The following is a 25,883-nucleotide window of genomic DNA, read 5'->3' on the forward strand; positions in this document are numbered from 1 at the left end:
GGACGTCGCGCCTCAGGCCCTGCCGGCATGCGCCGGCGCGGCCCCGTTGCCGACCTTTGCCGCCGGGGGCGTGGCGCCCGCGGCTTCCTCGCAGACCTCCACATGCTTGGCCAGCGCCTCGTTGGAGAGCACCGCGCTGATGGTGGTGATGTCGCGCCCCTGATAGCGGGGCATCTGCTGGACTTCCTTCAGCCTTTTCAGAAGTGCGAGCCGGGTCATGTTGTCCCTCCTTGATAAGCCCCCCTGGGCCGCCTTGGGGAAATGGACCGCAAAGCGGTATCCGTTTGCCGCATCATCGCCGCGCCCGTCGGGACGCGATATGGTCCGGCCGATGGCGGCCCTCAGGCCGCCTTCTTCTTCTTGCCCGCTTCAGCCTTCTTCTTGGCCGCGTCGAACGGGATCTCGATGTCGACGGCGAGCGTCGAGACCTGGCCGCCGCGCTCCATCTTCACGGAGACCTTGTCTTCGTCGATATGCATGTGCTTGGAAATGACGCGCAGGATCTCGTCGCGCAGCCGGTTGACGAGGTCCGAATCGCCGGATGAAGCGCGCTCGTGGGCGAGCAGCACCTGCAAGCGCTCGCGCGCGGCGGGGGCCGACTGGCTGCGGGAAAAGAGACGGAACAGGTTCATGCCGCTTTCCTTCCGAAGATCTTGCCGAGCAGGCCCCGCTTTTCGCCCGGTACGGTGACCGGCAGGCTTTCGCCCCGCAGCCGGCGCGCGGCGTCGAAATAGGCGATAGCCGGCGCGCTGCGGCCGTCGGCCAGCGTCACCGGCGAGCCGACATTGGAGGCGCGCAGCACGTCCATGCTCTCCGGTATGATGCCGAGCAGCGGGATCGACAGGATTTCGAGGACGTCGCTCACTTTCAGCATGTCGCCGCGTTCGGCCCGGCTGGGGTCGTAGCGGGTGAGAAGCAGGTGCTTCTCCATGTCCTCGCCGTTCTCGGCCTTGAGCGTCTTGGAATCGAGCAGGCCGATGATGCGGTCGCTGTCGCGCACCGACGAGACTTCCGGATTGGTGACGACGATGGCCACGTCGGCATGGCGCATGGCCAGCGTCGCGCCGCGCTCGATGCCGGCGGGGCTGTCGCAGATGACCCAGTCGAAGGCGTTCTTCAGGGCGGCGATGACCTTCTCGACGCCTTCGGGCGTGAGGTTGTCCTTGTCGCGCGTCTGCGAGGCCGGCAGCAGATAGAGCGTCTGCAGCCGCTTGTCGCGGATCAGCGCCTGCGTCAGCTTGGCTTCGCCCTGGATGACGTTGACGATGTCATAGACGACCCGCCGTTCCGCGCCCATGACGAGGTCGAGGTTGCGCAGGCCGACGTCGAAGTCCACCACCACGACCTTTTCGCCATTCTGCGCAAGGGCGGCGCCCAGCGCGGCGGACGATGTCGTCTTGCCGACGCCGCCCTTGCCAGATGTAACCACGATTACCTTGCCCATTGGCCTCTCCAGTGTGTGTGAACCGCCTTCGGCTCAGCCGAATGTCTCTACCTTGATCGCATCGCCTTCGAGCCAGATCTGCACCGCCTTGCCGCGCAGGTCCGGCGCCATGTCCTCGGCCGTCTTGTAGAACCCGTCGATGGCGATCAGCTCCGCCTCGAGCTTGCGGCAGAAGATCCGCGCCGAGGCGTTGCCGGTCGTGCCTGCCATGGCCCGGCCCCGCAGCGTGCCGTAGATGTGGATCGAGCCGCCGGCGACGATTTCCGCGCCCGATGCGACCGAACCGACGACGGTCACGTCCCCTTCGGGGAAGAACAGCGATTGCCCCGAGCGCACCGGCTGGGTGACGATCATCGAAGGCGCGGCCTTGGCCGGGGTCGGCCCGGCAAGGGTGGTGCTGGAAAGGTCGGCGCTTTCGACGGCGTCCGCCGCGTCCGTCCCGTCACCGGCCTCGTCGGCGACCGGAGCTTCGAAGTCCGAGGCGGGGCGTCCATCGCTCATGGCCGGCGGCAGGTCGGCGGCCAGCAGCGAGGGGCGCGCGCCTTCGATGCCCATGATGCGCACATTGCGCGCGCCGAGCTGGCCGACGAGTTCGCGAAGCTGCGTGCGGTCGATGTCCAGGTCCTGAACGTCGAGCACCACCGGCCGTCGCAGGAAAAATCCTGCCGAACGGGCCGCCAGATCATCAAGCCGCGCCAGCCAGTCCTCGAAGGGCAACTCCGGGGTCAGGGCAAGCGCAAGGAAGGAGCGACCCTTGAGGCGGATCGGCCGGGGTTGAGTTAACACGTCAGTCATCTTGGTTAATTTTCGGTTGCTCCGGTGTATGGAGGATATGGTTAACAAAAGGTTAATTTCGAAGATCCGACGCGCAAAATCGTGATCCGGAAAAGCGCGCTCCCCTGACGGAATACCGTTTCTTTTCATACTGTTAGATGAAATATGAACTGAAACGAAAAGTTATCTTGACCCAAAATGGGACGGTGATTCGGTGGCCGCCAAGCGGCCGGTTTCCCGCCAGTCGGCGAGTCTTGCGGCGAACGACGCAAGGCCGGGAATCACATCGATGGTGAGTCGCCCGCCGGTGCCCGGCCCGGTTACGGGCCGAGATGGCCGAGGGGCGTTCGTCCCGGCCCCTTGATGTTCTGCAGCACCAGTTGGGTGTGCACGTCGCGCACTCCTTTCAGCCGCATCAGCCGGTGCATGACGAAATCGTTGAGGTCGTCCACCGCGGGCACCATCACATGCAGCAGGAAATCGTGGTCGCCGGTCATCGTCCAACAGGCGGAGACTTCGTCCATGCGCTGCACGGCGGCAATGAAATGTTCGGGCGACTCATCGCTGTGGCTTGTCAGGCGCACCCGGATGAACACCTCCACTGCAAGCCCCAGCGCCTTGCGGCTGAGCTGCGCCGAGAAGCCCTTGATGACGCCGGTCTCCCGCAGCGCCTCGAAGCGGCGTGCGCAAGGTGTCGGCGACAGGCCGATCTCTTCCGCCAGTTCCGTCACCGGCTTGCGCCCCTCGCGCTGGAGAATGTCGAGCATCCTGATCTCGAAGGCATCGAATTGAGGCATATCCACTCCCCTGTCGATATTTTGGAGGGGATTATGCTCCAATTACCGGCATATGCCCAGCAAGCAGGCCGAAATCCTCCACGACCTCTTGCTAGAATGACAGCATTCGCCGTCGAGGGAGGAGAAGATGACGATCAGCATTGCCGAATATGCCCGCGAATGCGCGGCCCAGGGCTTGCGCGGAAACTATTCGGTCTGCCGGCCCGACTTCACGGTGGCGCAGGACTACGATTACAGCGAGGAGGAGCAGGCCGTGTGGCGCACGCTGTGCGACCGCCAGACCAAGCTGACCCGCCGGCTCGCGCATCGCGCCTATCTGGACGGTATCGACGCGCTCGGCCTGTTGGAGCGCATTCCCGATTTCGGCGAGGTCAGCGACCGGCTGCGCCGACTGACGGGATGGGAGATCGTCGCCGTGCCGGGGCTCATTCCCGCCGAGCCGTTCTTCGGGCATCTGGCGGCGCGGCGCTTCCCCGTCACCAACTGGCTGCGCACGCAAAAGGAACTGGACTACATCGTCGAGCCGGACATGTTCCACGACTTCTTCGGCCATGTGCCGATCCTCACCCAGCCCGTCTTCGCCGATTTCATGCAGGCCTATGGCGAAAGGGCGGGCGAGGCGATCGCGCTGGGCGGCGACGAGATGATCACGCGGCTTTACTGGTACACGGCCGAATACGGGCTCATGCAAGAGCCGGGACAGGAGTTGAAGGCGTTCGGCGCCGGGCTGATGTCGTCCTTCACCGAGCTTCAGTTCGCGGTGGAGAGCCCGGATGCGCACCGCGTGCCCTTCGATCTGGAGACGGTGATGCGCACCACCTATGAGATCGACAAGTTCCAGCGCGCCTATTTCGTGCTGCCGTCCTTCGATGCGCTGCGCGACGCCTTCCGCACGGCCGATCTCGCGGCGATCATCGGCCGCTGGAAGGACAAGCCGGCGCTCGACCCGGCAACCGTGTAGGCCGGCCCCGCGCTTTCCGCTTGACTACGTTGGGCGGTCGGCTAGGCTTGAACATACATATCGGCCTTGCTCGCCGAATGGCAAAAATGCCTCGTAAGCTCCGCTTCTTCACGCGTGGCTGCGGGGCATTTTCTTTTCTGGGGGGAATTCTTGAAGCGCCGCGTCGAAATCGGCATTCTTTATTCGCGTTCCGGCAATTATCGGCTCGTTTCCGATGCCTGCCGCACGGGTGCGTTGTCCGCAATCGCGGATGTCAATGCCGATCCCTCCAGCCCGATTGCATTCGTGCCCGTGGACTACGATCCGCAAGGCAATGCCGACGGCTACGCGACCGGCTGCGCCGAAATCCTCCAGAAGAGCAGCGCCCGGCACATCGTCGGCTGCATTACCTCCTGGAGCCGCAAGGAAGCCATCCCCATTCTGGAGCGTTTCGGCGGCACGCTGTGGTATGCTTGTCCCTACGAGGGCTTCGAGACCAGCGATCATGTCGTCTACATGCACGCATGCCCCAACCAGCAATTGCTGCCGCTGTTTTCCCACGTCGTGCCGCGCTTCGGGGCCAACGGCTTCCTGCTCGGTTCCAACTATATCTGGGGCTGGGAGATGAACCGCGTGGCCCGCGACCTGATCGCCGATGCCGGCGGGGAAGTGCGCGGCGAACGCTACCTGCCGCTCGGCGAAACGGAGGTCGCCCGGCTGATCGAGGAAATCCGCGCCACGCGCCCGGATTTCGTCTTCAACAATCTGATCGGCTTGTCGTCCTACGCCTTTCTCAAGGCCTATGCGGAACTTGGGCGCCAGGACGCGCACTTCCTGCCACACCACTGCCCGGTCGTTTCGTGCAACCTGACCGAATGCGAGCTGGAGGCGATCGGGGAGGCCGGCAACGGGCATCTTTCGGCAGGTCCATATTTTCATGAAGCCGGTGCCGGCGGGACGGGCTACAGTCCTGGCAGTTCTTTCGAAGCGGCCGCCTATGCCAGCGTGCGCATTCTGGCGGAAATCCTCGGACAGAATCCGGATGCCGGCTGGGCGGATCTGCCCGCAGCCTTTGCAGCGCGCCGCTTTGAAACGCCTTTTGGCGCGACCGCCATCGACACGCACACCCAGCATGCCACCCTGCCGGTGGTGATCGGTGAAATCGAGGGGGCCGGTTTCCGCATCATAGGCCGCGAAGGCGAGGTCGCGCCCGATCCCTATCTGTCCCGCTACGATCGCAACGCCCAGTTCGGCACGCCGCGGCTGAGGGTGGTGCCGGGGAGAGGGGAGCGATGAGCCGGCGCAGCCGCATTCCCAATCTCGGCGGCGCGACCGCCTATGTGCTGCACCGGCCGCATCCGACGGCGCAGACCATGGTGCGACAACTGTCGGCCATCGGCCTGACGGCGATCGACTGCTGGCCCGAACTGCCGCCAGCAGCCCTTTCGGCGGACTTCGTGTTCTTCGACGTCGATCTCGGCTTTGACGAACAATTTCCGTGGCAGCCGGGCGAAGCGCCCATGCCGCTGATCGCGCTGATCGGCTCCGAGGCGCCGGGCCGCATCGAATGGGCGCTGTTCACGCACCGCGCCAATGCACACCTGCTGAAGCCAGTGGGCGCGGCCGGCGTCTATTCCAGCCTGCTGATCGCAAGGCAGAATTTCGAGGAGCGCAAGCAGCTCGCCGCGCGCATCGACGCGCTTCAGGCGCGGGTTGCGGAACGCCACACCATCGTGCGTGCGGTGGCCGCGCTGGCAAAGGACAGCGACTACGAGCAGGGCTTCGCGCGGCTGCGCTCGCTGGCGATGAGCTGGCAGGTCAGCGTGGAGGAGGCCGCCTTGCGCGTGGTTGCCATGGCCGAGGACAAGGACGGGGCCGGGGACGGGAATGACCAACGTAATCACGCCTGACGCCCAGCCCGTGGCGACGAGGCCGCGCAAGGGCGCGCTGGGGAAGCTGGTGCGCCGGCCGCTGGCGCTGATCGGCATGATCATCATCGTTATCGTGGTGGCGGGTGCGGCGCTCGCGCCCTATCTCACCAATTTCCGGCCGGACGAGCAGATATTCGACGGGCTCACCCTGTCCGGCGAACCGCTGCCGCCGAACGCGACCTTCTGGCTCGGTACAGATCTTCTGGGACGCGACCTGCTGACCCGCATCCTCTATGGCGCGCGCACCTCGCTGTTCATCGGCATCATTGCCAATGGCATCGCCCTGATCATCGGCACGCTGATCGGTGTGGTGGCGGGTTACTATCGCGGCTGGATCGGCTCGGTCCTTATGCGCTTCACCGACTTGATGATGGCCTTTCCGGCCCTGCTTCTGGCGATCTGCCTTGCCGCGGTCTTCCAGCCGAGCCTGTGGATCGTGGCGCTGGTCATCGCTCTGGTGAACTGGGTGCAGACCGCGCGCGTCATGTACACGCAGACCAGTTCGTTGGCGGAGCGCGAGTTCATCGACGCCGAGCGCACCATCGGTGCGAGCGGTGCGCGCATCCTCTTCCTGCACATCCTGCCGCATCTGGTTCCCACCATCATCGTGTGGGGCACGCTCGGCATCTCCACCACGGTGCTGCTCGAGGCGACGCTCTCCTATCTCGGCATCGGCGTGCAGCCGCCCACGCCTTCGTGGGGCAACATCATCTTCGAGAACCAGACCTATTTCCAGGCGGCCCCCTGGCTGGTCTTCTTCCCCGGCGTCGCCATCCTCGCGCTGGCGCTGGCCTTCAATCTCGTAGGCGACGCCTTGCGCGACATCCTCGACCCGACCCAGCGGGGGCGCGCATGATCTCCTATCTCAGCAGGCGCATCATCCAGTCGGCGCTGATCCTGATCGGCATCTCGCTGATCACCTTTGCCCTGCTTTATCTGCTGCCGGCCGACCCGGTGCGCCAGATCGCGGGCCGCAGCGCCACGCCGGCCACGGTGGAGAGCATCCGCCGCCAGCTTGGCCTCGACCAGCCCTTCCTCGTGCAATATGGGCGCTACCTGTGGAACCTGCTGCATGGCGATCTCGGACGCTCCTACATCCAGCGTTCGGAGGTGTCGCAACTCATCGCGGCGCGCCTGCCGGCCACCCTGCTGCTGATGCTGGGGGCGATCGTGTTCGAACTGCTGATCGGCCTCACCATGGGGCTGGTGGCGGCGGTGCGGCGCGGCACCAGGACAGACCAGTCGCTGATGGTGGTGTCCTTCATCGGCGTTTCGGCCCCGCAATTCGTGGTCGGACTGCTGCTGCTCTATGTCTTCGCCGTGAGGCTGAGCTGGTTCCCGATCGGCGGCTACGGCACCTTCTCGCATCTCGTGCTGCCCTCGCTCACCGTCGCGGTGATGAGTTCGGGCTGGTATGCGCGCATGATGCGTTCGTCGATGATCGACGTTCTGCGGCAGGACTATATCCGCACCGCACGCGCCAAGGGGCTGGCTCGCGCCACGGTGCTGATCCGCCACGCCCTGCCCAACGCCATCCTGCCCATCATCGCCATGATCGGCATCGACATCGGCATCCTGATGGGCGGCATCGTGGTCGTCGAAAGCGTGTTCGGCTGGCCCGGCATCGGTCAGCTCGTCTGGCAGGCGATCCAGCGCGTCGACATCCCCATCATCATGGGCGTCACGCTGGTTTCCGCCTTCGCCATCGTGCTCGGCAACCTTCTGGCCGACATCATCGCGCCGCTCATCGATCCCCGCATCAAGCTCAGATAACCAAAGAAAGGGAACAGCAATGAAGACCTATCTCGTTTCAACGGTGGCGGCAGCCGCGCTGGCGCTCGGCCTGTCCGCCGCCTCCGCGCAAGTGACGCCTAATCCGGATGCGAAGAACGGCGGCTCGATCATCATCACCTACAAGGACGACGTCGCTACGCTCGATCCGGCCATAGGCTATGACTGGCAGAACTGGTCGATGATCAAGAGCCTGTTCGACGGGCTCATGGACTACAAGCCCGGCACCACCGAACTGGTGCCCGACCTCGCCGAAAGCTACGAGATTTCGGAGGACGGCCAGACCTTCACCTTCAAGCTGCGGCAGGGCGTGAAATTCCACAACGGCCGCGAGATGACGGCGGAAGATGTGAAATATTCCATCGACCGTGTCGTCAATCCGGAAACCCAGAGCCCCGGCCAGGGCTTCTTCGCCTCCATCAAGGGCTATGACGAAGCGGCCGAAGGCAAGGCCGACGGCGTTTCAGGGATCACCGTGGTCGATCCGCTCACCATCAAGTTCGAGCTGACCCGCCCCGACGCCACGTTCCTGCATGTCATGGCCATCAATTTCAGCCACGTCGTGCCGAAGGAAGAGGTCGAGAAGTATGGCGCCGACTTCGGCAAGAACCCGGTCGGCACCGGTGCTTTCAAGCTCGGCGAATGGACGCTCGGCCAGCGCGTCGTGTTCCAGAAGAACGAGGATTACTGGAACAAGGGCCTGCCACATCTCGACACCATCACCTTTGAGATCGGGCAGGAGCCGATCGTGGCGCTGCTGCGCCTGCAAAAGGGCGAGATCGACATTCCGGGCGATGGCATTCCGCCGGCCAAGTTCCAGGAAGTGATGAACGATCCCGAGCAGAAGGCGCGCGTGGTCGAGGGCGGTCAGCTCCACACCGGCTATGTGACCATGAACGTCAACATCCCGCCCTTCGACAATGTGAAGGTGCGGCAGGCCGTCAACATGGCCATCAACAAGGAACGCATCGTCCAGCTCATCAACAACCGCGCCGTCCCGGCCAACCAGCCGCTGCCGCCCTCCATGCCGGGCTACGCCACGGATTACAAGGGCTATGCCTATGACGCGGACAAGGCCAAGGCCCTGCTGGCCGAGGCCGGCTTTGCCGATGGGTTCGAGACAGACCTCTACGTCATGAACACCGATCCCAACCCGCGCATCGCACAGGGCATCCAGCAGGATCTGGCAGCCATCGGCATCAAGGCCAACATCCAGGCACTGGCGCAGGCCAACGTCATCGCCGCCGGCGGGGAGAAGGAGGGCGCCCCGATGATCTGGTCGGGCGGCATGGCGTGGATCGCCGACTTTCCCGATCCGTCGAACTTCTACGGTCCGATCCTCGGCTGTGGCGGCGCGGTTCCGGGCGGCTGGAACTGGTCGTGGTATTGCAACGAAGAGCTCGACAGGAAGGCGGCGGAAGCCGACTCCATCGTCGATCCGGCCAAGGCCGAGGAACGCAACAAGGCGTGGAGCGATATCTATGTGAAGATCATGGAGGACGCCCCCTGGGCGCCGGTCTTCAACGAGCAGCGCTTCACGCTGAAATCCGCGCGCATGGGCGGCGGCGACAACCTCTATGTCGACCCGGTCCATATCCCCGTCAACTATGACCATGTGTATGTGAACGATGTGCAATAGCTGCAACTACACTATCCACGGGCGCCACCACCATTTCGGCTGGGACAACGCGCTTGCCCCGGCCGAGAGGGTGGCTCCCGGCTCGACCATCTTCTTCGAGTGTCTTGACTCTTCCGGCGGCCAGTTGTCGCCGGAGAGCACCGTGGAAGACATAGCCAGACTCGATTTCGCCAGGATCAACCCGGTCACCGGGCCGATATTCGTGGACGGGGCCGAGCCGGGCGATGCGCTGAAGGTGACCATCGAGGAGTTCAAACCGTCCGGCTTCGGCTGGACGGCGAACATTCCGGGCTTCGGCCTGCTCGCCGACGACTTCAAGGAACCGGCGCTGACGATCTGGAAATACGACGCCTCGACGCTGGAGCCGGCGCTGTTCGGCAAGCATGGCCGCGTGCCGCTGAAGCCGTTCGCCGGCACCATCGGCAATGCGCCGGCCGAAAAGGGGCTGCACTCCGTCGTGCCGCCGCGTCGTGTCGGCGGCAACCTCGATATCCGCGATCTCGCCGCCGGCACCACGCTCTACCTGCCGGTGGAAGTGGCGGGCGCGCTGTTCTCGGTGGGCGACACCCATGCCGCGCAGGGCGATGGCGAGGTCTGCGGCACGGCGATCGAGAGCCCGATGGATGTCGTGCTCACCCTCGATCTGGTGAAGGGGGCGAACCTCAAGACGCCGCGCTTCACCACGTCGGGGCCGGTGACCCGCCATCTCGACGCCAAGGGCTACGAGGTGACGACCGGTGTCGGACCGGACCTGATGGAGGGCGCCAGGAGCGCCGTCGCCCAGATGGTCGATCTGCTGGCTGGCCGCTACAATCTCGATCCGGTCGACGCCTATATGCTGGTGTCGGTGTGCGGCGATCTGCGCATAAGCGAGATCGTCGACATGCCCAACTGGGTCGTGTCCTTCTACTTCCCGCGCTGCGTCTTCGAATGAGCGCGACGGGCACCAGGATCGCGGCGGGAGCTTCGGCCCCCGCCGCACCCGGCGAACCGGTCCTCGCCATCTCGGGACTGACCGTCACGGTGCGCGGCGAGGATGGTGCGCGCGATGTGGTGCGCGACCTGTCGTTCACGCTGGGGCGGGGCGAGACGCTGTGCATCGCCGGCGAATCCGGGTCCGGCAAGTCGATGACCTCGCTTGCCGTCATGGGCCTGCTGCCACAGCCCGCCGCCTATGTTTCCGCCGGCTCGATCATGCTCGGCGATACCGATCTCGCGCGCCTTGACGAAGGCCGCATGCGCCGCATCCGCGGCAACCGCGTGGCAATGATCTTTCAGGAGCCTATGACCTCGCTGAACCCGGTGCTGAGCATCGGCCGCCAGCTTACCGAGGCCATCGAGACCCATACCTCGCTGTCGCGCGCGCAGGCGCATGAGAAGGCGATAGAGGCGCTGCGCGCCGTGCGGATTTCGGAAGCCGGAACCCGCATGAAGCAGTTTCCCCACGAGCTTTCCGGCGGCATGCGCCAGCGCGTCATGATCGCCATGGCGCTCGCGCTCAACCCGGATGTGCTGATCGCCGACGAACCGACCACCGCGCTTGACGTGACCGTGCAGGGCGAGGTGCTGGAGCTGCTGCGCGATCTCCAGCGTACGCGCGGCACCAGCATCATCCTCATCACCCACGATATGGGCGTCGTCGCCGAAATGGCCGATCGCGTCATCGTCATGTGCGACGGTGCGATGGTCGAGGAAGGGCCGGTCGGGCAGATCTTCGAAGCCCCGGCGACCGACTACACAAGGGTGTTGCTGGCCGCCGTGCCGCGCATCGGCTCCGGTGCCGGAAGACAGGAAAGCCGCACGCCGGGCAGCACGGGGCCGGTCGCGGCGGTCGCCGACCTTCAGGTGCGCTTCGACCTGCGCGGCGGTTTGCTCGGGCGTGTCCAGCGGCGGGTTCATGCGGTGGAAGGCGTGTCCTTCGACATCCGCCCCAACGAGACGCTGGCGCTGGTCGGCGAATCCGGTTGCGGCAAGTCCACCACCGCCAAGGCGTTGGCCGGGCTGGTCCCTTATGCCGGCTCCATCAGGGTCGGCGGGCGTGACCTCGCCTCCCTTGACAGGGACCAGCGCAAGGCGGTGCGTCGCGACGTGCAGATGGTGTTTCAGGACCCGTTCGCCTCGCTCGATCCGCGCATGCGCGTCGGTGATCTGGTGGCCGAGCCGCTGCTCATCCATAAGATCGCCGGCAAGCGCGAATGCCGCGACCGTGTCGCCACGCTGTTCGAGCGCGTCGGCCTGCCGGTCGACGCCATGGAGCGCTATCCGCACGAGTTTTCAGGTGGCCAGCGGCAGCGCATCTGCATTGCCCGCGCGCTCGCATTGGGCCCTAAGCTGGTGATCGCTGACGAAAGCGTGTCGGCGCTCGATGTCTCCGTGCAGGCCCGCGTACTGGAACTGCTGCGCGAATTGCAGCGGGAGCTTGGCGTTGCCTATCTGTTCATCTCGCATGACATGGCGGTGGTGGAGAATATCTCCGATCGTGTGGCGGTGATGTATCTCGGCCAGATCGTGGAGATGGGCACGCGCGACCAGGTGTTTTCCAACCCGGCGCATCCCTATACGCGACGATTGATCGAGGCGGTTCCCATGCCGGATCCGGCACGCAGGCGTGCGCATTTCGCCCGCATGGACGGCGAAATCCCGAGCCCGACGCGCGCCGTGGGCGATGAACCGGTCCGGGTCACGCTGCGCGACATCGGCGGCGGCCATCTGGTTGCCGGATAGGCGGACGTTGCTGGGGGCATCCGCGAAGGCTTCGTTCACTGCTTGTGCGATGAGTAGTTCACGTTCACGCGCTTCTGTACTTCGGCCACGGCCTTTGTCAGAGCCCCAAGGCACGAGGCAAGGTGGTCGCCGCTCATGCGCTGGCTGATCGAGCTGATGCTGATGGAGCCGAAAGGGCGGCCGGAAGGATCGCACAGGGGTGCGGAGATGGTTCGCGCGCCAAGCGCGGGAATGTCCCTCTCTACATGTCCTGTACGCCGTGCGGCGGCAACCTCCTCGCGAACCTGGTCGATTGTCCGTCCCTGCGCTGCATAGGCCGCTTCGTTGGTGTCGATCAGGGCAAGCGCTTCATCCTCAGGCATTGCAGACAGAACCGCGAGCCCGCTGGCGCCCGCGCCGAGCGGACGGCGAAGGCCGACATCGGTGATCAATGTCTTGACCGGGAAGGAGCCGCTGGTGCGGCTGACGCAGACCATGTCGTTGCCGCTCAGCCGGGAAAAAAAGACGGTGTCGCCGGTTTCTTCGGCCAGTCGGTCCGTGATGTCCCGCGTCAGGTTCTGAAGGTCGAAGCGCGGCGCAGCCGTAAGGCCCAGGTCGTAGACAATGGGGCCGAGCGCATATCGCCGGCTTCCCGTCTGGATAACCAGCCCGAGGTTGGTCAATGCACGCAGGATGCGATGCACCGTCGGGCTCGTGAGCCCGGTGGCGGCAGCCACGTCGCTCATGCCGGCCCCCTCCCGGTTGCGGTCCGCGACGGCCATGAGGACGGCGACGGTCCGGTAGATGCTTTGCGCCCCTTGCTCCATGGAATTCTCCATAATATGGAATTCTAGATAATTTATGATCCACTATATTGACAAGATACCCATATTGTATAGAAAATAGTGTAAATACCCAATACATAATCCACATTATGGAGTCAAGCTCAATGCTCACCACTGTTCCGGTCAACACCTCGGCTGGCGCGCGTTTCCGTCAGGCCCTGCATGAGGAATCGCCGCTCCAGATCATGGGGACCATCAACGCCTATACGGCACTCATGGCCAAGTCGGTGGGCTACAAGGCGCTTTATCTGGCGGGCGCTGGTGTGGCCAATGCCTCTCACGGATTGCCTGACCTTGGAATCACCACCATCAACGATGTCCTTGCCGATCTGCGCAAGGTCTCCGACGCTTCCGACCTGCCGGTGCTTGTGGATGTCGATACCGGTTTCGGTGGCGCCTATTCGATTGCCCGCCTGGTGCGCGGCCTCATCAAGGATGGCGCCGGCGCCATGCATATGGAGGACCAGGTGGCGCTCAAGCGCTGCGGCCATCGTCCGGGCAAGGAAATCGTCAGCCGCGACGAGATGCTGGACCGTATCAAGGCGGCTGTCGATGCGCGCTACGACGAGAATTTCGTCATCGTCGCGCGCACGGATGCACTGGCCATCGAGGGCCTGGATGGGGCCATCGACCGTGCCTGTGCCTATATGGAGGCAGGCGCGGACATGATCTTCGCGGAGGCGTTCACCGAACTGGGGCAGTATCGCCAGCTTTCCGACGCGCTGGGCCGTCCGCATGCGGTGCTTGCCAACATCACCGAATTCTCCAGGACACCGAACTTCACCACCGGCGAGCTGCGCGATGCCGGGGTGTCGGCCGCCCTTTATCCGCTCTCGGCGGCGCGTGCCATGAACGCGGCGGCGCTCAAGGTCTACCGGACCATCCGGGAGCAGGGCACCCAGAAGGATATTCTCGACATCATGCAGACGCGTGAGGAGCTTTACGGCTTCCTCGACTACCATTCCTACGAACAGAAGATCGACGCGTTGTTTGCCTCGCGCAAGAGCGCTTGAACCAGAACAGGGAGGAGATCATGGGACTGAAGAAAATATTTGCCGGCGCCGTGCTGGGCCTGGGGCTGTTGGGTGGGGTCGCGGTGGCGCAGGACTATCCAACCCAGCCGATCAACTTTGTCGTGCCGTTCAACGCCGGCGGCGGCACCGATGTCACCGCCCGTATCGTCGCCGAGGAGATGGCCAAGATACTGGGGCAGCCCGTTCTCGTCGAAAACCGGCCCGGAGCACAGGGTATTCCCGGTACCCGCTATGGTGCCGATGCCAAGCCGGATGGCCACACCATCCTCTTCGTGCTCCAGGCCACGATGGCGCTCAATCCCAGCCTTTATCAGGCGACGAACTATGATCCGCTGAAGGATTTCGCTCCGGTTTCCCAGATTTCGGAATCGCCTTATGTCATCGTGGTCCACCCCAGCCTCGGGGTGAAGGATCTGCAGGGCCTGATTGCCCTGGCGAAGGAGAAGCCGGGCCAGGTCAACTATGCCAGCGGTGCCGCCGCATCGCATCTGGCATCACTGCTCTTCCAGAAGGCGGTGGGTGTCGAGATGAACCACATCCCCTATAGTGGCTCCGGGCAAGCGCTGACCGATCTGTTGTCTGGCCGCGTCGGGGTCATGCTGAGCAGCCCGGTGTCCGTGTTGCCGCACATCCAGGCTGGCGCGCTGATCCCCATCGGCATCACCAGCACTGAACGCTCGCCGTCGCTGCCTGACGTGCCGACCGTTGCCGAGAGCGGTTATTCCGGGTTCAAGGTTTCCGGCTGGTACGGCATCTCCGCGCCTGCGGGCACGCCTGACGCCATCGTGGAAAAGCTGAACGCCGCGGTCGTGCAGGCTATCGGCACGGAGACCGTGCGCGATGGACTCATCAAGGCAGGCGTCGAGCCGAAGTCGTCAAGCCCAGACGAGTTCTCCAAGCTTATCGCCACCGAATATGAACAATGGACGGTGCTGATCGAGGAGGCAGGCATCAAGCCCGAATAGCCTTCCTTTATGCAATGCTCTCCGGGGACGGGCCTCCCCGGAGAAAATCTCCAAAGCAGAACAGGAACCCCATTGTGCCGCATATCTGGATTGAATGCTCAAGGAACGTCGCTGCGGAGCCGGAGGCTCAGGCACTGAAACAGGCAGTCTACGCTGCCGCCCTCGAAACCGGAATCTTCCCGGTGGGGGGCATCCGCCTCCGCTTCCAGGTCATCGACGACTACATCGTCGGCGACGGCGATCCCACCAACGGTTTCGTGCACATCGTGCTCCGGATCGGGCATGGCCGGGATCTCGACACGCGGCGCAAGGCTGCCGATCATGTGTTCGAAAAGGTGGTCGCTTTGTTGACACCCCTGCGCGATCGGGCTCCGCTCGCAGTCGCCTTCGAGATGCAGGAGATGAGTGCGGAACTCAATTACAAGTTCAACAACCTGCATGAGCATATCGAGCGCCGCCGCAATGCCGCCTGAGGCGGCGTCGGCAAGGGGCTGCGGGAGGAAGCAATGAAACTCAAACGCGACATGGTGGCAGGCCTGGTGTTTTCCACTATAGGGCTGGGTGCCTTGGCCATCGCCCTCGGCTATCCGTTTGGCTCGACATTGAACATGGGCCCCGGCTATTTCCCGACCCTCGTTTCCGGCCTTATCGTTGTGTTGGGCATCGCGCTCACAATCCGGGAACTGCGGGCCGGTAACGGTGCCCTGCTCACAGATATCGCCTGGCGACCTCTTGCAATCATCATTGCCGCGGTCGCAGGGTTCGCCATCCTTATCCAGCATGGCGGTCTCATTCCCGCTGTGTGCTTCCTCACCGCAGTCGGCTGGTATGCCGATCCGCGCCGCAGCCTGCGCGCCCTGCCGGTCCAGCTCGTGATCGGCATTCTGGTGCCGATCCTCATCTTCCGTATCGGCCTTAACATGCCGATCCCGCTGTGGAGGTTCTGATGCTGGACGGAATCCTGCTCGGTTTTCAGGTCGCTTTCTCGCTCGACAACCTCTTCTATTGCCTGGTTGGGGTTACGCTCGGCACCCTGATCGGCGTTCTGCCGGGGGTCGGCCCGCTGGTCACCATAGCAGTGCTGCTGCCGCTGACTTTCGGCCTCACGCCCGAGGCGGCCCTCATCATGCTTGCAGGCATCTACTATGGTGCCTCCTATGGCGGCTCGACCACCGCCATCCTCGTCAACCTGCCCGGTGAATCGTCGTCGGTGGTCACTTGTCTCGACGGTTACCAGATGGCGAGGCAGGGAAGGGCGGGCGCCGCGCTCGCCATCGCCGCCCTGGGGTCGTTCGTCGCCGGCTGCATCGGCACACTGGCCATCGCCCTGTTCGCCCCTTTGCTCGGCAATTTTGCGCTGCGTTTCGGGGCGGCCGAATATACCGCCCTGATTATCATGGCCCTGGTGGCGACGGCCGTCCTCGTGCAGGGGGCGCTGCTCAAGGGGCTGCTGATGGCCTTGCTCGGCATATTGATCGGCATGGTCGGAATGGACTTGAACTCCGGCGTCATGCGCTACACCTTCGGAATGACCTCGCTGATGGACGGCATCGATTTCGTTGTTGTCGCGGTGGGCATGTTCGCCTTCTCCGAGATCGTATCCCAGCTGTGGTCGAGCACGTCCGAGGTGCGCAAGACCTCCGAGGTCACCAGTCTCTTGCCCAGCCGGCAGGAGCTGAAGGACTCGGCCATGCCGATCGTACGCGGCACGGGCGTGGGCATGTTCTTCGGCCTGTTGCCCGGTATCGGCACGACCATCAGTTCCTTCGCCTCCTATATGCTGGAACAGCGTGTCGCCAAGGACCCCTCCCGCTTCGGCAAAGGCGCCATCGAGGGCGTCGCCGGGCCGGAATCCGCCAACAACGCGGCAGCGCAGGTTTCCTTCATTCCCACCCTGACGCTCGGCGTGCCCGGCAGTGCGACCATGGCCTTGATGCTGGGTGCCCTGATGCTGCAGGGCATCACGCCGGGACCGAACGTCATCACGGAGCGGCCGGCGTTGTTCTGGGGCCTGGTGGCCAGCATGTGGATCGGCAACGTCCTGCTGGTGGTGCTCAATCTGCCGCTGATCCGTATCTGGGTATGGCTTTTGAAGGTGCCCTATTCCTGGCTCTATCCGGTCATTCTCTCGCTGGCCTGTTTCGGCATCTATTCGCTGTCGAACTCCTCCTTCGATGTGTGGCTGGGTGCGGGGTTCGGATTGTTCGGCTACTTCGCGCACAAGCTCGACTGTCCCCCCGCGCCGTTCATCCTCGGCCTCGTGCTGGGGCCGATGCTGGAGGAAAGCGTGCGTCGCGCATTGCTCATCTCTCATGGCGACCCCAGCACCTTCGTTACCAGCCCGATCAGCGCCGCCTTTCTGGCGGTGACGGTCCTGTTGCTGGCCCTGATGGTGCTGCCCGCCATCCGTCGCGGCCACAAGAAACTGGATCTTGAGGTCCAGTAGGGCCTGCCCCAACTCACGCATAAGGACTATCAGCATGAACTATCTCAGCTTCCGGGCCGATGGCCGGGACCGTTTCGGCATTGCCTGCGACCATGGGGTCATAGATCTTTCCGGCCGTACGGGATTCGCCTCGCTGCGCGATATGATCGCACGGGGCGGAGCGGGCGAAGCGGAGGCCGGCGCCACTTCCCTTCCAGCCGATTTTGCTTACGACGACATCGAGTACCGGGTCCCGGTTCTCGATGCAGACAAGATCATCTGCGTTGGCGTCAACTATCCGGACCGCAATGCGGAATACAAGGACGGGTCGGACCTTCCCAAATACCCCAGCCTGTTTCTGCGTACCCGAGGCTCGTTTGTCGGGCACGGACAGGCTTTGCACCTGCCGCCCGAATCCGCGCAATTCGACTATGAGGGCGAGATTGTCCTGGTCATCGGCAAGGCCGGCCGGCGCATTCCCGAGGCCGCCGCGCTCGACCATGTGTTCGGCCTGACCCTGTGCAACGAGGGGAGCGTCCGCGACTGGATGCGTCACGGCAAGTTCAACGTGACGCAGGGCAAGAATTTCGAGGCTTCCGGCAGCATCGGTCCGTGGGTCGTTCCGCTGCAACGGGCTGGCGCACTGGGAGAGCTGGAACTGAGCACATTCGTCAATGGCGAGTTGCGCCAGCAGGACAGCGCAGGGCGCATGATGTTCCCGTTTTCACGGCTCATAAGCTATATCTCGACCTTTACCGCGTTGCTGCCGGGCGATCTCATCGTCACCGGTACGCCCACCGGCTCCGGCGCACGCTTCGACCCGCCACGCTTCCTCACTTCCGGCGATGTGGTCCGCGTCAGTGTTCCAGGCATTGGCACGCTGGAGAACCAGGTGGTCGAAGAAGGGGTTTCGACGTGCTGAGCGGGCGTGACATCGCGGCGGCGGTCGAGGCGCTGGATCGGGCCGAGCGTACACGGGTCCAGACCGGCCTGCTCAGCCTCGCCCATCCCGGCATGACGATGGACAATGCCTATGCCGTCCAGTCGGCGTGGGTCGCACGCAAACTTGCCGAAGGCCGCAGGATCATCGGCTGGAAGATCGGGCTGACCTCGCGGGCCATGCAGCAGGCGCTCGATATCGACATTCCGGACTCCGGCGTCCTGCTGGATTCCATGGCCTTCGCCGACGGCAGCGTGGTTCCGGCAGGCCGTTTCATCCAGCCTCGTGTGGAAGCGGAGATTGCCTTTGTCATTAAGGATCGGCTGGTCGGCGCGGACATCACGCCCGAGGCCGTCATGGAAGCTACCGACTATCTGGTTCCCGCGCTCGAAATCCTCGATACGCGGATCGTACGGACCGATCCGCAAACCGGGCGGCGGCGGACCATATGCGACACCATCGCCGACAATGCCGCCAATGCGGGCATCGTGACCGGGAGTGAACCCGTGAAGCCGAACGGCATCGACCTGCGCTGGATCGGTGCCATCGTGTCGCGCGACGGATGCGTGGAGGAGACAGGGCTGGGGGCCGGCGTGCTCAACCATCCCGCATTGGCCGTGGCATGGCTTGCTCAACGGCTCTCCATATTTGGCGGCGCCATCGAACCCGGCCATGTGGTGTTGTCCGGCTCCTTCATCCGTCCCATTGAATGTCCGCCCGGGTCGCATATCGTCGCCGATTTCGGCGATTTCGGCACCGTAAGCTGCAGTTTCGCTCAGGAGAAGGCCGATGCCGGCGCCCGTTAACAAGTTCAGGCGGGGCCTCGCGGAGGGGCGCGTCCAGATCGGCCTCTGGCTGGGGCTGGCTAATCCCTACAGCGCCGAACTGCTCGCCGGCACGGGTTTCGACTGGCTGGTGATCGACGGCGAACATGCGCCGAACGACCTGCGCTCGATGCTTGCCCAGTTGCAGGCGGTCGCGATCAGCAACGCAACGCCGGTCATCCGCCTGCCTGCCGATGAGAACTGGATGATCAAGCAGGTGCTCGACATCGGGTGCCAAACGATACTGATCCCCATGGTCGAGACGGAGGAGCAGGCGCAACGCCTTGCGCGCGCCATGAAATATGCGCCTGCCGGTGTGCGTGGCGTCGGCGCGGGATTGGCGCGGGCCTCGGCCTTCAACGATATTTCTGATTATCTGGCGACGGCGGATGCCGAGACCTGCCTGCTCGTGCAGGTCGAGACGCAGGCGGGCATGGCCGAGCTCAAGCGTATCGCGGCCGTCGACGGTGTCGATGGCGTGTTCATCGGTCCAGCCGATCTGGCGGCCGACATGGGTCACCGAGGCAACGCCGAACATCCCGATGTGCAAAAAGTGATCGAGACAGGCATTTCGCGCTTGCAGGAGGTCGGCAAGCCTGCGGGCATATTGACCTCCAACCGAAGCCTGGCGCGGCGCTATATCGATCTCGGCGCCACCTTCGTTGCGGTGGGGTCCGACGTCGGCCTGCTGCGCCAGTCCGCCGTGGCGCTTCGCCAGGCCTTCGACTGCCCGGAAAGCGAAGGCCTGAAGCGTGGCATTCGGATTTGAAAGGTCACGACACAGCCGGTCGGATTGATCGGCCGCGGCCCCAAAAAAAGCGGCCGGCCTTCTGGCCGGCCAATTCGGGTCATGTCCGGGTCAAGCCCATGGAAGGGAGAAGGTCTTGACGTTGGTGAAGGACTTCATGGCCTCGATGACGCCTTCCTTGTAGCCGTTGCCTGAGTCCTTGATGCCGCCGAAGGGGCTCATCTCGATGCGGTAGCCGGGCACTTCCCAGATGTTAACGGTGCCGACCCTGAGGCCGGCGATGTATTTTTGCATGCGCCGGAAATCGTTGGTGCACACGCCCGACGACAGGCCGAAGGCGGTGGAGTTGGACAAAGCGATCAGGTCGTCGTCATTGTCGGGGGCGCGGATGATCGGGATGATCGGCCCGAACGTCTCCTCCATGACCAGTTCGGAGGCGTGCGGCACGCGGTCGACCACGATGGGGGGAAGCAGCGCCCCCTTGCGGCCGGGATCGTAGAGCACTTCCGCACCCTGTTCGGCCGCCATGTGGACGCGCTTCTCGAACAGGGCGGCGGCCTGTTCGTGCACCACGGTGCCGAGGTCGGTCGACCGGTCCATGGGGTCGCCGAAGCGGATCTTCTTCGCCCGCTCCAGCACCAGGGGCACGAAGCGGTCGGCCACCTTCTCCTGGACCAGGATGCGCTTGACGGCGGTGCAGCGCTGGCCCGAATTCCTGGTGGCGCCGGCGACCGCCAGATCGGCGGCCCTGGCGAGGTCCCCGTCGGAAAGGTCGTTGAGGATGATGAGCGGGTCGTTGCCGCCCAGCTCCAGCACCTGGCGCCTGTAGCCGGCCTTCGAGGCGATCAGCTTGCCCACCGGCACGCCGCCGGTGAAGGTGATCAGGTCGATGTTGGGATTGGTGATCATCTCGTCGCCGATGTCGGCGGGCCAGCCGGTGACCACCGACAGCATCTGCGGCGGCAGGCCGGCCTCGTAGAGGATGTCGGCCAGCACCAGCGCCGTCATCGGGGTCAGCTCGGTCGGCTTGACCACCACGCAATTGTTGGTGGCGATGGCCGGTGCCACCTTGTGCGAGACCATGTTGAGGGGATGGTTGAAGGGGGTGATGGCCGAGATGGCGTTGAGCGGCTCGCGCAGGGTGAAGATCTTGCGCTGCTTGCCATGCGGGGTGAGGTCGCACGAGAAGATCTCGCCATCGTCGCGGATGCACATCTGGCCGGCCAGCGTGAACACGTCATAGGCGCGGCCGACCTCATAGAGCGAGTCGGCCTTGGAGATGCCGAGCTCCAGCGTCACCAGGTCGGAGATCTCCTCCTTGCGCGCGGCCAGCGCCTCGGCCGTGCGAAACAGGATCTGCTGGCGCTCGTAGCGGGTGAGCTTCGACGTATAGCCGGCGGCGATGTCGAAGGCGCGCCGCGCATGCTCGGCGCCGCCGGCCGGCACCGTGCCGATGACGGTGTCGTTCCACGGATAGCGCACCTCGACGACGCCGTCGGCATCGACCTTCTCGCCGGCGATGCGCATCGGCTCGTGGCGGAGCTTGAGGGAAGTCTCGGGCTTGTTCATATCTGGCTCCTTCACCCTTCCCGCTTGATGGGGAGGGACGGCGCATCGGCGCCGGGGTGGGGTTGGAAGGCCAGGCAGGGCCCTTCCGCCCCGCCGGCCCGGTTGGCGATCCTCCCCATGAAGGGGGAGGATGAAAGTGTCATCCCACCTGCGCTGCCGCCAGCACCGCATAGTAGAAGGCGTCGAAGTTGCGCAGCGCCGGCGCGCCCGGCTGGTCGGGCAGCACGCGGTTGGTGATGAAGGGCACTTCCTGCTCGGTCAGCCCGCCATGCGAGCGCAGCGGCTCGTTGAGCGCGGCAAGATCATGGCGGTGCGCGCTGGTGCCGATGGTCTTGTTCTCGCCCGACACCATGACGATGTCGCCGATGCGGTCCCCCGGCAATTCGAAGCGGGCGCAGCCCTCCTCGCGGCCGAGCACCAGCGTGATGCCCTCGACCTGGCGCAGCCTGTCCATCACTGCCGCGCGGTCTGCCCCTTGCGGCAGGTAGGCGGTGGCGAAGGAGCCGAGCGCCCCGTGATGCACCACATAGGGATCGGTGATCGGCAGGATGACGCGGGCCGCGTCCTTGCCCAGCCATTCGTCGAGCAGGTCCTGCACATAGACCACGTTGGGCGAGCCGTCGGCATGGTGCTTGGGCTTCATGCCGTGGTCGGCGGTGACCACGATGGCCGCGCCCAGCGCATCGAGCTCGGCCAGGTATTTGTCGAACATCTCGTAGAAGTCGTTGGCCTGCTTCACGCCCGGCGCATATTTGTGCTGCACATAGTCGGTGGTGGTCAGGTACATGACATCCGGCCGGAATTCCTTGAGCAGCTTGACGCCGGCGGCGAAGACGAACTCCGACAGCTCGGCCGAATAGACCTCCGGCACCGGGCGTCCCAGCCATTTGGAGGCATTGTCGATGCCGTGCTCGGCCTTTGTCGTGGTGTCCGACTTCTCCGAGGAGAAGCACACGGCGCGGCCGTCGTCGAACTTCAGCCCGTGGCCCAGCAGGGCGCGCAGCTTGTCCTTGGCCGTCACCACCGCCACCCTGGCACCGGCGTCGTAGAAGGCCTGGAAGACGGTCGGGGCGCGCAGGAACTTCGGATCGTTCATCATCACCTCCTCGCCCGTCTGCGGGTTGTAGAGATAGTTGCCGCAGATGCCGTGCACGGCCGGCGGCCGCCCGGTGGCGATCGACAGGTTGTTGGGGTTGGTGAAGGAGGGGATCACCGAATGGGCGGTGCGCACCGTGCCCCTGGCCTTGATCTTCTCAAGCGCCGGCATCAGCCCCGCCGCAATCGCCGCGTCCAGATAGGCCGGCTCGCAGCCGTCAAGGCAGATCGCAATCGCAGGCACACGCGGCCACGCATAAGTCCGGCCATTCGCGGCAACAGAAACAGGAGTGTGCTGGTTCATCGGTGTCGTTCCTTGTCTGTGGCTGGAGGCGGCTCAGGCCGCGAGCTTGGCGCGCTCGGTGAGCGCTGCTTCGGGCGGCGCGGCCGTGTCGACGCCCATTTCCTTGAGCGATTGTCCGGCGGCCTCGACCACGCGCCGCATGACATGCTCGTCCATGCGTCCGATGCAGCCGACGCGGAACGAGTCCACCACGGTCAGCTTGCCGGGATAGATGATGAAGCCCTTGTCCTTCATCAGGTCGTAGAAGCGCTCGAAGTCGAAATTCGGATGCGCGGGATTGAAGAAGGTGACGATGATCGGCGACAGCCAGCGGTCCTTGAGCAGGGTTTCGAAGCCGAGTTCGCGCATGCCGGCGACCATGACGTCGCGGTTTTTCGTGTAGCGCGCGCCGCGGCCCGCCACGCCGCCCTCGGCGGCATGCTGGCGCAGCGCCTCGATGAAGGCGGCGACGACATGGGTCGGCGGGGTGAAGCGCCACTGGCCGGTCTTGTTCATGTGCGCCCATTGGGCATGGACGTCGAGGCTGATCGAATGGCTGCGGCCCTTGGCTGCCTCCAGCTCGTCCTTGCGGGCGATGACGAAGCCGAAGCCCGGTACGCCCTCGATGCATTTGTTGGCCGACGATACCATCGCCGCGTAGCGGATCTCGCTGACGTCGAGCGGCACGGCGCCGAAGGCGCTCATGGAATCGACCAGCAGCTTGCGGCCCCTGGCATGGACGACCTCGGCGATCTCGGCCACCGGGTTGAGGATGCCGGAACTGGTCTCGCAATGGATGGCGATGACATGGGTGATGGCGGGATCGGCATCGAGGGCCGCCGCTACCTCGTCGCCGCGCGGCGGCAGGTAGTCGCCCTTGTCGATGACGGTGTGGGCGCGGCCGAGATAGACCAGCGTCTGCGCGGCCCTGAGGCCATAGGCGCCGTTGGCCAGCACCAGCACCTTGCCGTCGCGGGGCACGAAGGAGCCCAGCATCGCCTCTACCGCGAAGCTGCCGCTGCCCTGGATCGGCACGCAGTCGAATTCGTCTTTGGTGTCGCCGGTAAGCGCCAGAAGCCGGCGGCGCAGCTCGGAGGTCATGCCGCGGAAGTCGCCGTCCCAGGAGCCCCAGTCGCGCAGCATCGCCTCCTTGACCTCGCGCGAGGTGGTCAGCGGACCGGGCGTCAGCAGATAGGGCTCGCCCAGCGCGGGAGCCGGCAGCGGGGCTGCTTCTGCGGATGCAAGGTTCTGATCGGACAGCATTTTTGTCTCCTCGCCGTCAACTGGCTATTTCCGGGATTGACCATGGCAGCGGCCCGTCCATATGTAAAATCGCTAATTTGTATCCATCGATAAGTTATGTCGATGCATTGTCGCGCACCGGGCGATCATGCGGTGCGCAGCAGCCGGCTTTCCAGCAACTCGCCGCTCTGGGTCAGCAGGGGATAGGCCAACGATACCAGAAGCGAGTTGATCTCCTTCAGCGCCCGCAGCGCCTCCAGATGGATGTCGCTGGTTTCGAGGCTTTCCGTGGTGCCGGTCTGCAGGCGCTTCAGGTGCCGCTCATGGCTTTCCCGTTCCAGCCGGCGCACATGTTCCTTTTCGGCGGCCAGATGGCGCGCGGTTTCCAGATCGCCCGAAACCAGCACGTTCATCGCGATCTGGCTGTTGGCCAGCACCCGCTCGTGCAGTTCCGTCAGTTCCTTCAGCCCCTCGCGTGAAAAATTGAGCTGCTTGCGGGCCTTCCCCTCGGCCAGCGTGAGCAGGTTCTTGGCGATGATGTCGCCGGCATATTCGAGATTGATGGCGAAGCCGGTGAGTTCCACGCCGCGCCGCGCTTCCTCCTGGCTCATGCTGCCCCGGTTGACCTCGGCGATGTAGAGCTTGATCTCGGTATGGGCGCGGTTCACCTCCTGATCGAGGGCGCGGATACGGGCGATGCGCTTTTCGTCGCCGCTGTCGAACAGGTCCATCACCGGCCGCAGCATGATGTCTACGGTTTCGGCCATGCGCAGCAATTCGCGTGTAGCACTGGTGAGCGCCACGTTCGGCACCTTGATCGCCGAACGGTCGAGCGCGCTGATGCGCTGGGTGATGGGATCGTCGGCGGCCTCGGCAGGCTTGTCGCGCACCAGTTTGCGGGTTGCCGCTTCCATCGCGGCCGTCAGCGGCAGGCACGCCACCAGCAGCACCAGGTTGAAGGCCAGATGCATGTTGACCACCTGCCGGCCAACGCCCGTGCCGAACCAGCCGGGCGGGATCTCGACCAGCCGCGAGGCGATGAGCAGGCCGGCGGCGGCTGCGGCGCGGAACAGGAGGTTGCCGGCCGGAATGCGGCGCGCCTCGACCGCCTGACCCCTCGTCAGCCCGGCCGCGACCAGGCCGGCGCCGAGATTGATGCCCAGCACCATTGGCAGGGCCACCTCGGCCGGCAGCACGCCCTGTGCGGCCATCGACATCAGCAGCAGCACCGAGGCCACGCTGGAATGGATGAGCCAGGTGAACAGCCCCGCCAGCAGGAAGGCGGTGATCGCGTCATCCTCCAGATAGGCGATGATGACGGGCATGACATCGCTGTTGCGCATCGGCGCGGTCGCCTCGCCCACCATGCGCAGCGAGATCAGGATGAAGGCGATGCCGAGCGCCGAGCGGCCAGTCTGCTTGATGGTGCGCGATTCGAACTTGAGGAACATGGTGGCGCCGGCGAACAGGAGCAGCGGCACCAGCCAGCCGAGGTCGAAGGACAGCGCCTGTACCACCAGGGCCGAGCCGACATCGGCCCCCAGCATGACGGCGATGCCGCCGGCCACGCCAAGTGTGCCCGTGGCGGCGAAGCTGGCCGCCAGCATGGCGACGGCCGTCGAGCTTTGCAGCAGGATGGCCAGCACGATCCCGGCCAAGGCGGCGCGCACGCGACCGCGGCTGGCGCCGCGCAGCGCATCGCGCAGCAGCGCCCCATGCGCCCGCTCGATGCCGGTGCGCACCAGGCGAACCGCCCACAGCAGGAGCATGATGGCGCCGGCCAACTGGATCAGGATCGACATCAGGTGCATCGCGGCCTCCGTATGGGCGTTGCGGCGGTTTCATCGGGCAGGCTCCGGCATGCCGCGACGCGCGCAGTTTCCCGCTTTCTCCT

At 64.7% G+C, this 25,883-nt stretch carries 26 protein-coding genes; 16 read left to right on the forward strand and 10 right to left on the reverse strand.

What is annotated here, in order from left to right:
- Positions 1-12 precede the first annotated feature (12 nt).
- From ACVCNR_RS23165 to ACVCNR_RS23185, 5 genes are all read right to left on the reverse strand, one after another.
- The gene (locus tag ACVCNR_RS23165) at positions 13-219 is read right to left on the reverse strand and encodes a hypothetical protein (RefSeq protein ID WP_354196103.1); all 207 of its coding nucleotides are present in this window, start codon (positions 217-219) and stop codon (positions 13-15) included.
- A 122-nt stretch (positions 220-341) separates the two neighbouring features.
- On the reverse strand, positions 342-632 hold the full coding sequence (minE, locus tag ACVCNR_RS23170) for a cell division topological specificity factor MinE (protein ID WP_354196105.1): 291 nt from the start codon (positions 630-632) through the stop codon (positions 342-344).
- The gene (gene minD / locus ACVCNR_RS23175; protein WP_447076706.1) at positions 629-1,444 is read right to left on the reverse strand and encodes a septum site-determining protein MinD; all 816 of its coding nucleotides are present in this window, start codon (positions 1,442-1,444) and stop codon (positions 629-631) included. Before minD ends, minE begins: the two co-directional genes overlap by 4 nt.
- A 33-nt stretch (positions 1,445-1,477) precedes the next feature.
- Positions 1,478-2,239: a septum site-determining protein MinC gene (gene minC, locus ACVCNR_RS23180; protein WP_354196109.1), complete on the reverse strand. Its 762-nt coding sequence runs from the start codon at positions 2,237-2,239 to the stop codon at positions 1,478-1,480.
- Positions 2,240-2,538: 299 nt separating this feature from the next.
- Positions 2,539-3,015, reverse strand: coding sequence for an Lrp/AsnC family transcriptional regulator (locus tag ACVCNR_RS23185; protein WP_354196111.1), 477 nt, complete (start codon positions 3,013-3,015; stop codon positions 2,539-2,541).
- A gap of 127 nt (positions 3,016-3,142) precedes the next feature.
- On the opposite strand from ACVCNR_RS23185, the gene phhA reads away from it, so the two are divergent.
- From phhA to ACVCNR_RS23225, 8 genes are all read left to right on the forward strand, one after another.
- Positions 3,143-3,976, forward strand: coding sequence for a phenylalanine 4-monooxygenase (gene phhA, locus ACVCNR_RS23190; protein WP_354196113.1), 834 nt, complete (start codon positions 3,143-3,145; stop codon positions 3,974-3,976).
- A 150-nt stretch (positions 3,977-4,126) separates the two neighbouring features.
- Positions 4,127-5,251, forward strand: a complete 1,125-nt coding sequence (locus ACVCNR_RS23195; RefSeq protein ID WP_354196115.1) for a transporter substrate-binding protein — start codon at positions 4,127-4,129, stop codon at positions 5,249-5,251.
- Positions 5,248-5,865: an ANTAR domain-containing response regulator gene (locus ACVCNR_RS23200; RefSeq protein ID WP_354196117.1), complete on the forward strand. Its 618-nt coding sequence runs from the start codon at positions 5,248-5,250 to the stop codon at positions 5,863-5,865. The genes ACVCNR_RS23195 and ACVCNR_RS23200 overlap by 4 nt, the downstream gene beginning before the upstream one ends.
- A complete protein-coding gene (locus ACVCNR_RS23205) occupies positions 5,843-6,742 on the forward strand; it encodes an ABC transporter permease (RefSeq protein ID WP_354196119.1) in 900 nt (299 codons plus the stop codon). Before ACVCNR_RS23200 ends, ACVCNR_RS23205 begins: the two co-directional genes overlap by 23 nt.
- A complete protein-coding gene (locus ACVCNR_RS23210) occupies positions 6,739-7,659 on the forward strand; it encodes an ABC transporter permease (RefSeq protein WP_354196121.1) in 921 nt (306 codons plus the stop codon). The genes ACVCNR_RS23205 and ACVCNR_RS23210 overlap by 4 nt, the downstream gene beginning before the upstream one ends.
- A 19-nt stretch (positions 7,660-7,678) precedes the next feature.
- Positions 7,679-9,316 carry an ABC transporter substrate-binding protein gene (locus ACVCNR_RS23215; protein WP_354196123.1) on the forward strand — a complete coding sequence of 546 codons (1,638 nt, stop codon included), beginning with the start codon at positions 7,679-7,681 and terminating at the stop codon, positions 9,314-9,316.
- Positions 9,306-10,250, forward strand: coding sequence for an acetamidase/formamidase family protein (locus ACVCNR_RS23220; protein WP_354196125.1), 945 nt, complete (start codon positions 9,306-9,308; stop codon positions 10,248-10,250). Before ACVCNR_RS23215 ends, ACVCNR_RS23220 begins: the two co-directional genes overlap by 11 nt.
- The gene (locus ACVCNR_RS23225; protein ID WP_354196127.1) at positions 10,247-12,040 is read left to right on the forward strand and encodes an ABC transporter ATP-binding protein; all 1,794 of its coding nucleotides are present in this window, start codon (positions 10,247-10,249) and stop codon (positions 12,038-12,040) included. The genes ACVCNR_RS23220 and ACVCNR_RS23225 overlap by 4 nt, the downstream gene beginning before the upstream one ends.
- A 35-nt stretch (positions 12,041-12,075) precedes the next feature.
- Here ACVCNR_RS23225 and ACVCNR_RS23230 read toward each other — a convergent pair whose 3' ends face one another.
- Entirely contained in the window at positions 12,076-12,846 is a 771-nt protein-coding gene (locus tag ACVCNR_RS23230; protein WP_354196129.1) for an IclR family transcriptional regulator, read from the reverse strand.
- 122 nt (positions 12,847-12,968) lie between these two features.
- Between ACVCNR_RS23230 and prpB the strand changes: the two genes are divergently transcribed.
- From prpB to ACVCNR_RS23270, 8 genes are all read left to right on the forward strand, one after another.
- On the forward strand, positions 12,969-13,877 hold the full coding sequence (prpB, locus tag ACVCNR_RS23235; protein WP_354196131.1) for a methylisocitrate lyase: 909 nt from the start codon (positions 12,969-12,971) through the stop codon (positions 13,875-13,877).
- A gap of 20 nt (positions 13,878-13,897) precedes the next feature.
- A complete protein-coding gene (locus tag ACVCNR_RS23240) occupies positions 13,898-14,863 on the forward strand; it encodes a Bug family tripartite tricarboxylate transporter substrate binding protein (RefSeq protein WP_447076707.1) in 966 nt (321 codons plus the stop codon).
- A gap of 74 nt (positions 14,864-14,937) precedes the next feature.
- Positions 14,938-15,336 (forward strand): 5-carboxymethyl-2-hydroxymuconate isomerase, encoded by a 399-nt coding sequence (locus tag ACVCNR_RS23245; protein WP_447076708.1) that lies wholly within the window; start codon positions 14,938-14,940, stop codon positions 15,334-15,336.
- Positions 15,337-15,369: 33 nt separating this feature from the next.
- Entirely contained in the window at positions 15,370-15,810 is a 441-nt protein-coding gene (locus ACVCNR_RS23250) for a tripartite tricarboxylate transporter TctB family protein (protein ID WP_447076709.1), read from the forward strand.
- Positions 15,810-17,309 carry a tripartite tricarboxylate transporter permease gene (locus ACVCNR_RS23255; RefSeq protein WP_447076710.1) on the forward strand — a complete coding sequence of 500 codons (1,500 nt, stop codon included), beginning with the start codon at positions 15,810-15,812 and terminating at the stop codon, positions 17,307-17,309. The genes ACVCNR_RS23250 and ACVCNR_RS23255 overlap by 1 nt, the downstream gene beginning before the upstream one ends.
- A gap of 34 nt (positions 17,310-17,343) precedes the next feature.
- The gene (locus ACVCNR_RS23260) at positions 17,344-18,210 is read left to right on the forward strand and encodes a fumarylacetoacetate hydrolase family protein (protein ID WP_447076711.1); all 867 of its coding nucleotides are present in this window, start codon (positions 17,344-17,346) and stop codon (positions 18,208-18,210) included.
- Complete coding sequence (gene hpaH / locus ACVCNR_RS23265; protein WP_447076712.1) at positions 18,204-19,034, forward strand: 2-oxo-hept-4-ene-1,7-dioate hydratase; 831 nt, start codon at positions 18,204-18,206, stop codon at positions 19,032-19,034. The genes ACVCNR_RS23260 and hpaH overlap by 7 nt, the downstream gene beginning before the upstream one ends.
- Positions 19,018-19,821 carry an aldolase/citrate lyase family protein gene (locus tag ACVCNR_RS23270; protein ID WP_447076713.1) on the forward strand — a complete coding sequence of 268 codons (804 nt, stop codon included), beginning with the start codon at positions 19,018-19,020 and terminating at the stop codon, positions 19,819-19,821. The genes hpaH and ACVCNR_RS23270 overlap by 17 nt, the downstream gene beginning before the upstream one ends.
- Before the next feature lie 90 nt (positions 19,822-19,911).
- Here ACVCNR_RS23270 and phnY read toward each other — a convergent pair whose 3' ends face one another.
- The 4 genes from phnY to ACVCNR_RS23290 form a co-directional block, all read right to left on the reverse strand.
- On the reverse strand, positions 19,912-21,369 hold the full coding sequence (gene phnY, locus ACVCNR_RS23275) for a phosphonoacetaldehyde dehydrogenase (RefSeq protein ID WP_447076714.1): 1,458 nt from the start codon (positions 21,367-21,369) through the stop codon (positions 19,912-19,914).
- 139 nt (positions 21,370-21,508) lie between these two features.
- Positions 21,509-22,768 (reverse strand): phosphonoacetate hydrolase, encoded by a 1,260-nt coding sequence (gene phnA, locus ACVCNR_RS23280; RefSeq protein WP_447076715.1) that lies wholly within the window; start codon positions 22,766-22,768, stop codon positions 21,509-21,511.
- Between the two features lie 33 nt (positions 22,769-22,801).
- Positions 22,802-24,010: a 2-aminoethylphosphonate--pyruvate transaminase gene (locus ACVCNR_RS23285; protein WP_447076716.1), complete on the reverse strand. Its 1,209-nt coding sequence runs from the start codon at positions 24,008-24,010 to the stop codon at positions 22,802-22,804.
- Between the two features lie 125 nt (positions 24,011-24,135).
- Positions 24,136-25,800, reverse strand: a complete 1,665-nt coding sequence (locus ACVCNR_RS23290; protein ID WP_447076717.1) for a Na/Pi cotransporter family protein — start codon at positions 25,798-25,800, stop codon at positions 24,136-24,138.
- Positions 25,801-25,883 lie beyond the last annotated feature (83 nt).

Source organism: Aquamicrobium terrae (genome assembly GCF_052978165.1).

Coding starts and splice junctions, on each gene's coding strand:
- ACVCNR_RS23220 (WP_354196125.1), top strand. CDS start 9,306: ATGTGCAATAGCTGCAACTACACTATCCACGGGCGCCACCACCATTTC.
- ACVCNR_RS23285 (WP_447076716.1), bottom strand. CDS start 24,010: ATGCTGTCCGATCAGAACCTTGCATCCGCAGAAGCAGCCCCGCTGCCG.
- ACVCNR_RS23260 (WP_447076711.1), top strand. CDS start 17,344: ATGAACTATCTCAGCTTCCGGGCCGATGGCCGGGACCGTTTCGGCATT.
- ACVCNR_RS23270 (WP_447076713.1), top strand. CDS start 19,018: ATGCCGGCGCCCGTTAACAAGTTCAGGCGGGGCCTCGCGGAGGGGCGC.
- ACVCNR_RS23250 (WP_447076709.1), top strand. CDS start 15,370: ATGAAACTCAAACGCGACATGGTGGCAGGCCTGGTGTTTTCCACTATA.
- minE (WP_354196105.1), bottom strand. CDS start 632: ATGAACCTGTTCCGTCTCTTTTCCCGCAGCCAGTCGGCCCCCGCCGCG.
- ACVCNR_RS23165 (WP_354196103.1), bottom strand. CDS start 219: ATGACCCGGCTCGCACTTCTGAAAAGGCTGAAGGAAGTCCAGCAGATG.
- ACVCNR_RS23205 (WP_354196119.1), top strand. CDS start 5,843: ATGACCAACGTAATCACGCCTGACGCCCAGCCCGTGGCGACGAGGCCG.
- ACVCNR_RS23200 (WP_354196117.1), top strand. CDS start 5,248: ATGAGCCGGCGCAGCCGCATTCCCAATCTCGGCGGCGCGACCGCCTAT.
- ACVCNR_RS23230 (WP_354196129.1), bottom strand. CDS start 12,846: ATGGAGCAAGGGGCGCAAAGCATCTACCGGACCGTCGCCGTCCTCATG.
- ACVCNR_RS23210 (WP_354196121.1), top strand. CDS start 6,739: ATGATCTCCTATCTCAGCAGGCGCATCATCCAGTCGGCGCTGATCCTG.
- ACVCNR_RS23255 (WP_447076710.1), top strand. CDS start 15,810: ATGCTGGACGGAATCCTGCTCGGTTTTCAGGTCGCTTTCTCGCTCGAC.
- ACVCNR_RS23290 (WP_447076717.1), bottom strand. CDS start 25,800: ATGCACCTGATGTCGATCCTGATCCAGTTGGCCGGCGCCATCATGCTC.
- phnY (WP_447076714.1), bottom strand. CDS start 21,369: ATGAACAAGCCCGAGACTTCCCTCAAGCTCCGCCACGAGCCGATGCGC.
- phhA (WP_354196113.1), top strand. CDS start 3,143: ATGACGATCAGCATTGCCGAATATGCCCGCGAATGCGCGGCCCAGGGC.
- minC (WP_354196109.1), bottom strand. CDS start 2,239: ATGACTGACGTGTTAACTCAACCCCGGCCGATCCGCCTCAAGGGTCGC.
- ACVCNR_RS23240 (WP_447076707.1), top strand. CDS start 13,898: ATGGGACTGAAGAAAATATTTGCCGGCGCCGTGCTGGGCCTGGGGCTG.
- minD (WP_447076706.1), bottom strand. CDS start 1,444: ATGGGCAAGGTAATCGTGGTTACATCTGGCAAGGGCGGCGTCGGCAAG.
- ACVCNR_RS23185 (WP_354196111.1), bottom strand. CDS start 3,015: ATGCCTCAATTCGATGCCTTCGAGATCAGGATGCTCGACATTCTCCAG.
- prpB (WP_354196131.1), top strand. CDS start 12,969: ATGCTCACCACTGTTCCGGTCAACACCTCGGCTGGCGCGCGTTTCCGT.
- phnA (WP_447076715.1), bottom strand. CDS start 22,768: ATGAACCAGCACACTCCTGTTTCTGTTGCCGCGAATGGCCGGACTTAT.
- ACVCNR_RS23225 (WP_354196127.1), top strand. CDS start 10,247: ATGAGCGCGACGGGCACCAGGATCGCGGCGGGAGCTTCGGCCCCCGCC.
- ACVCNR_RS23215 (WP_354196123.1), top strand. CDS start 7,679: ATGAAGACCTATCTCGTTTCAACGGTGGCGGCAGCCGCGCTGGCGCTC.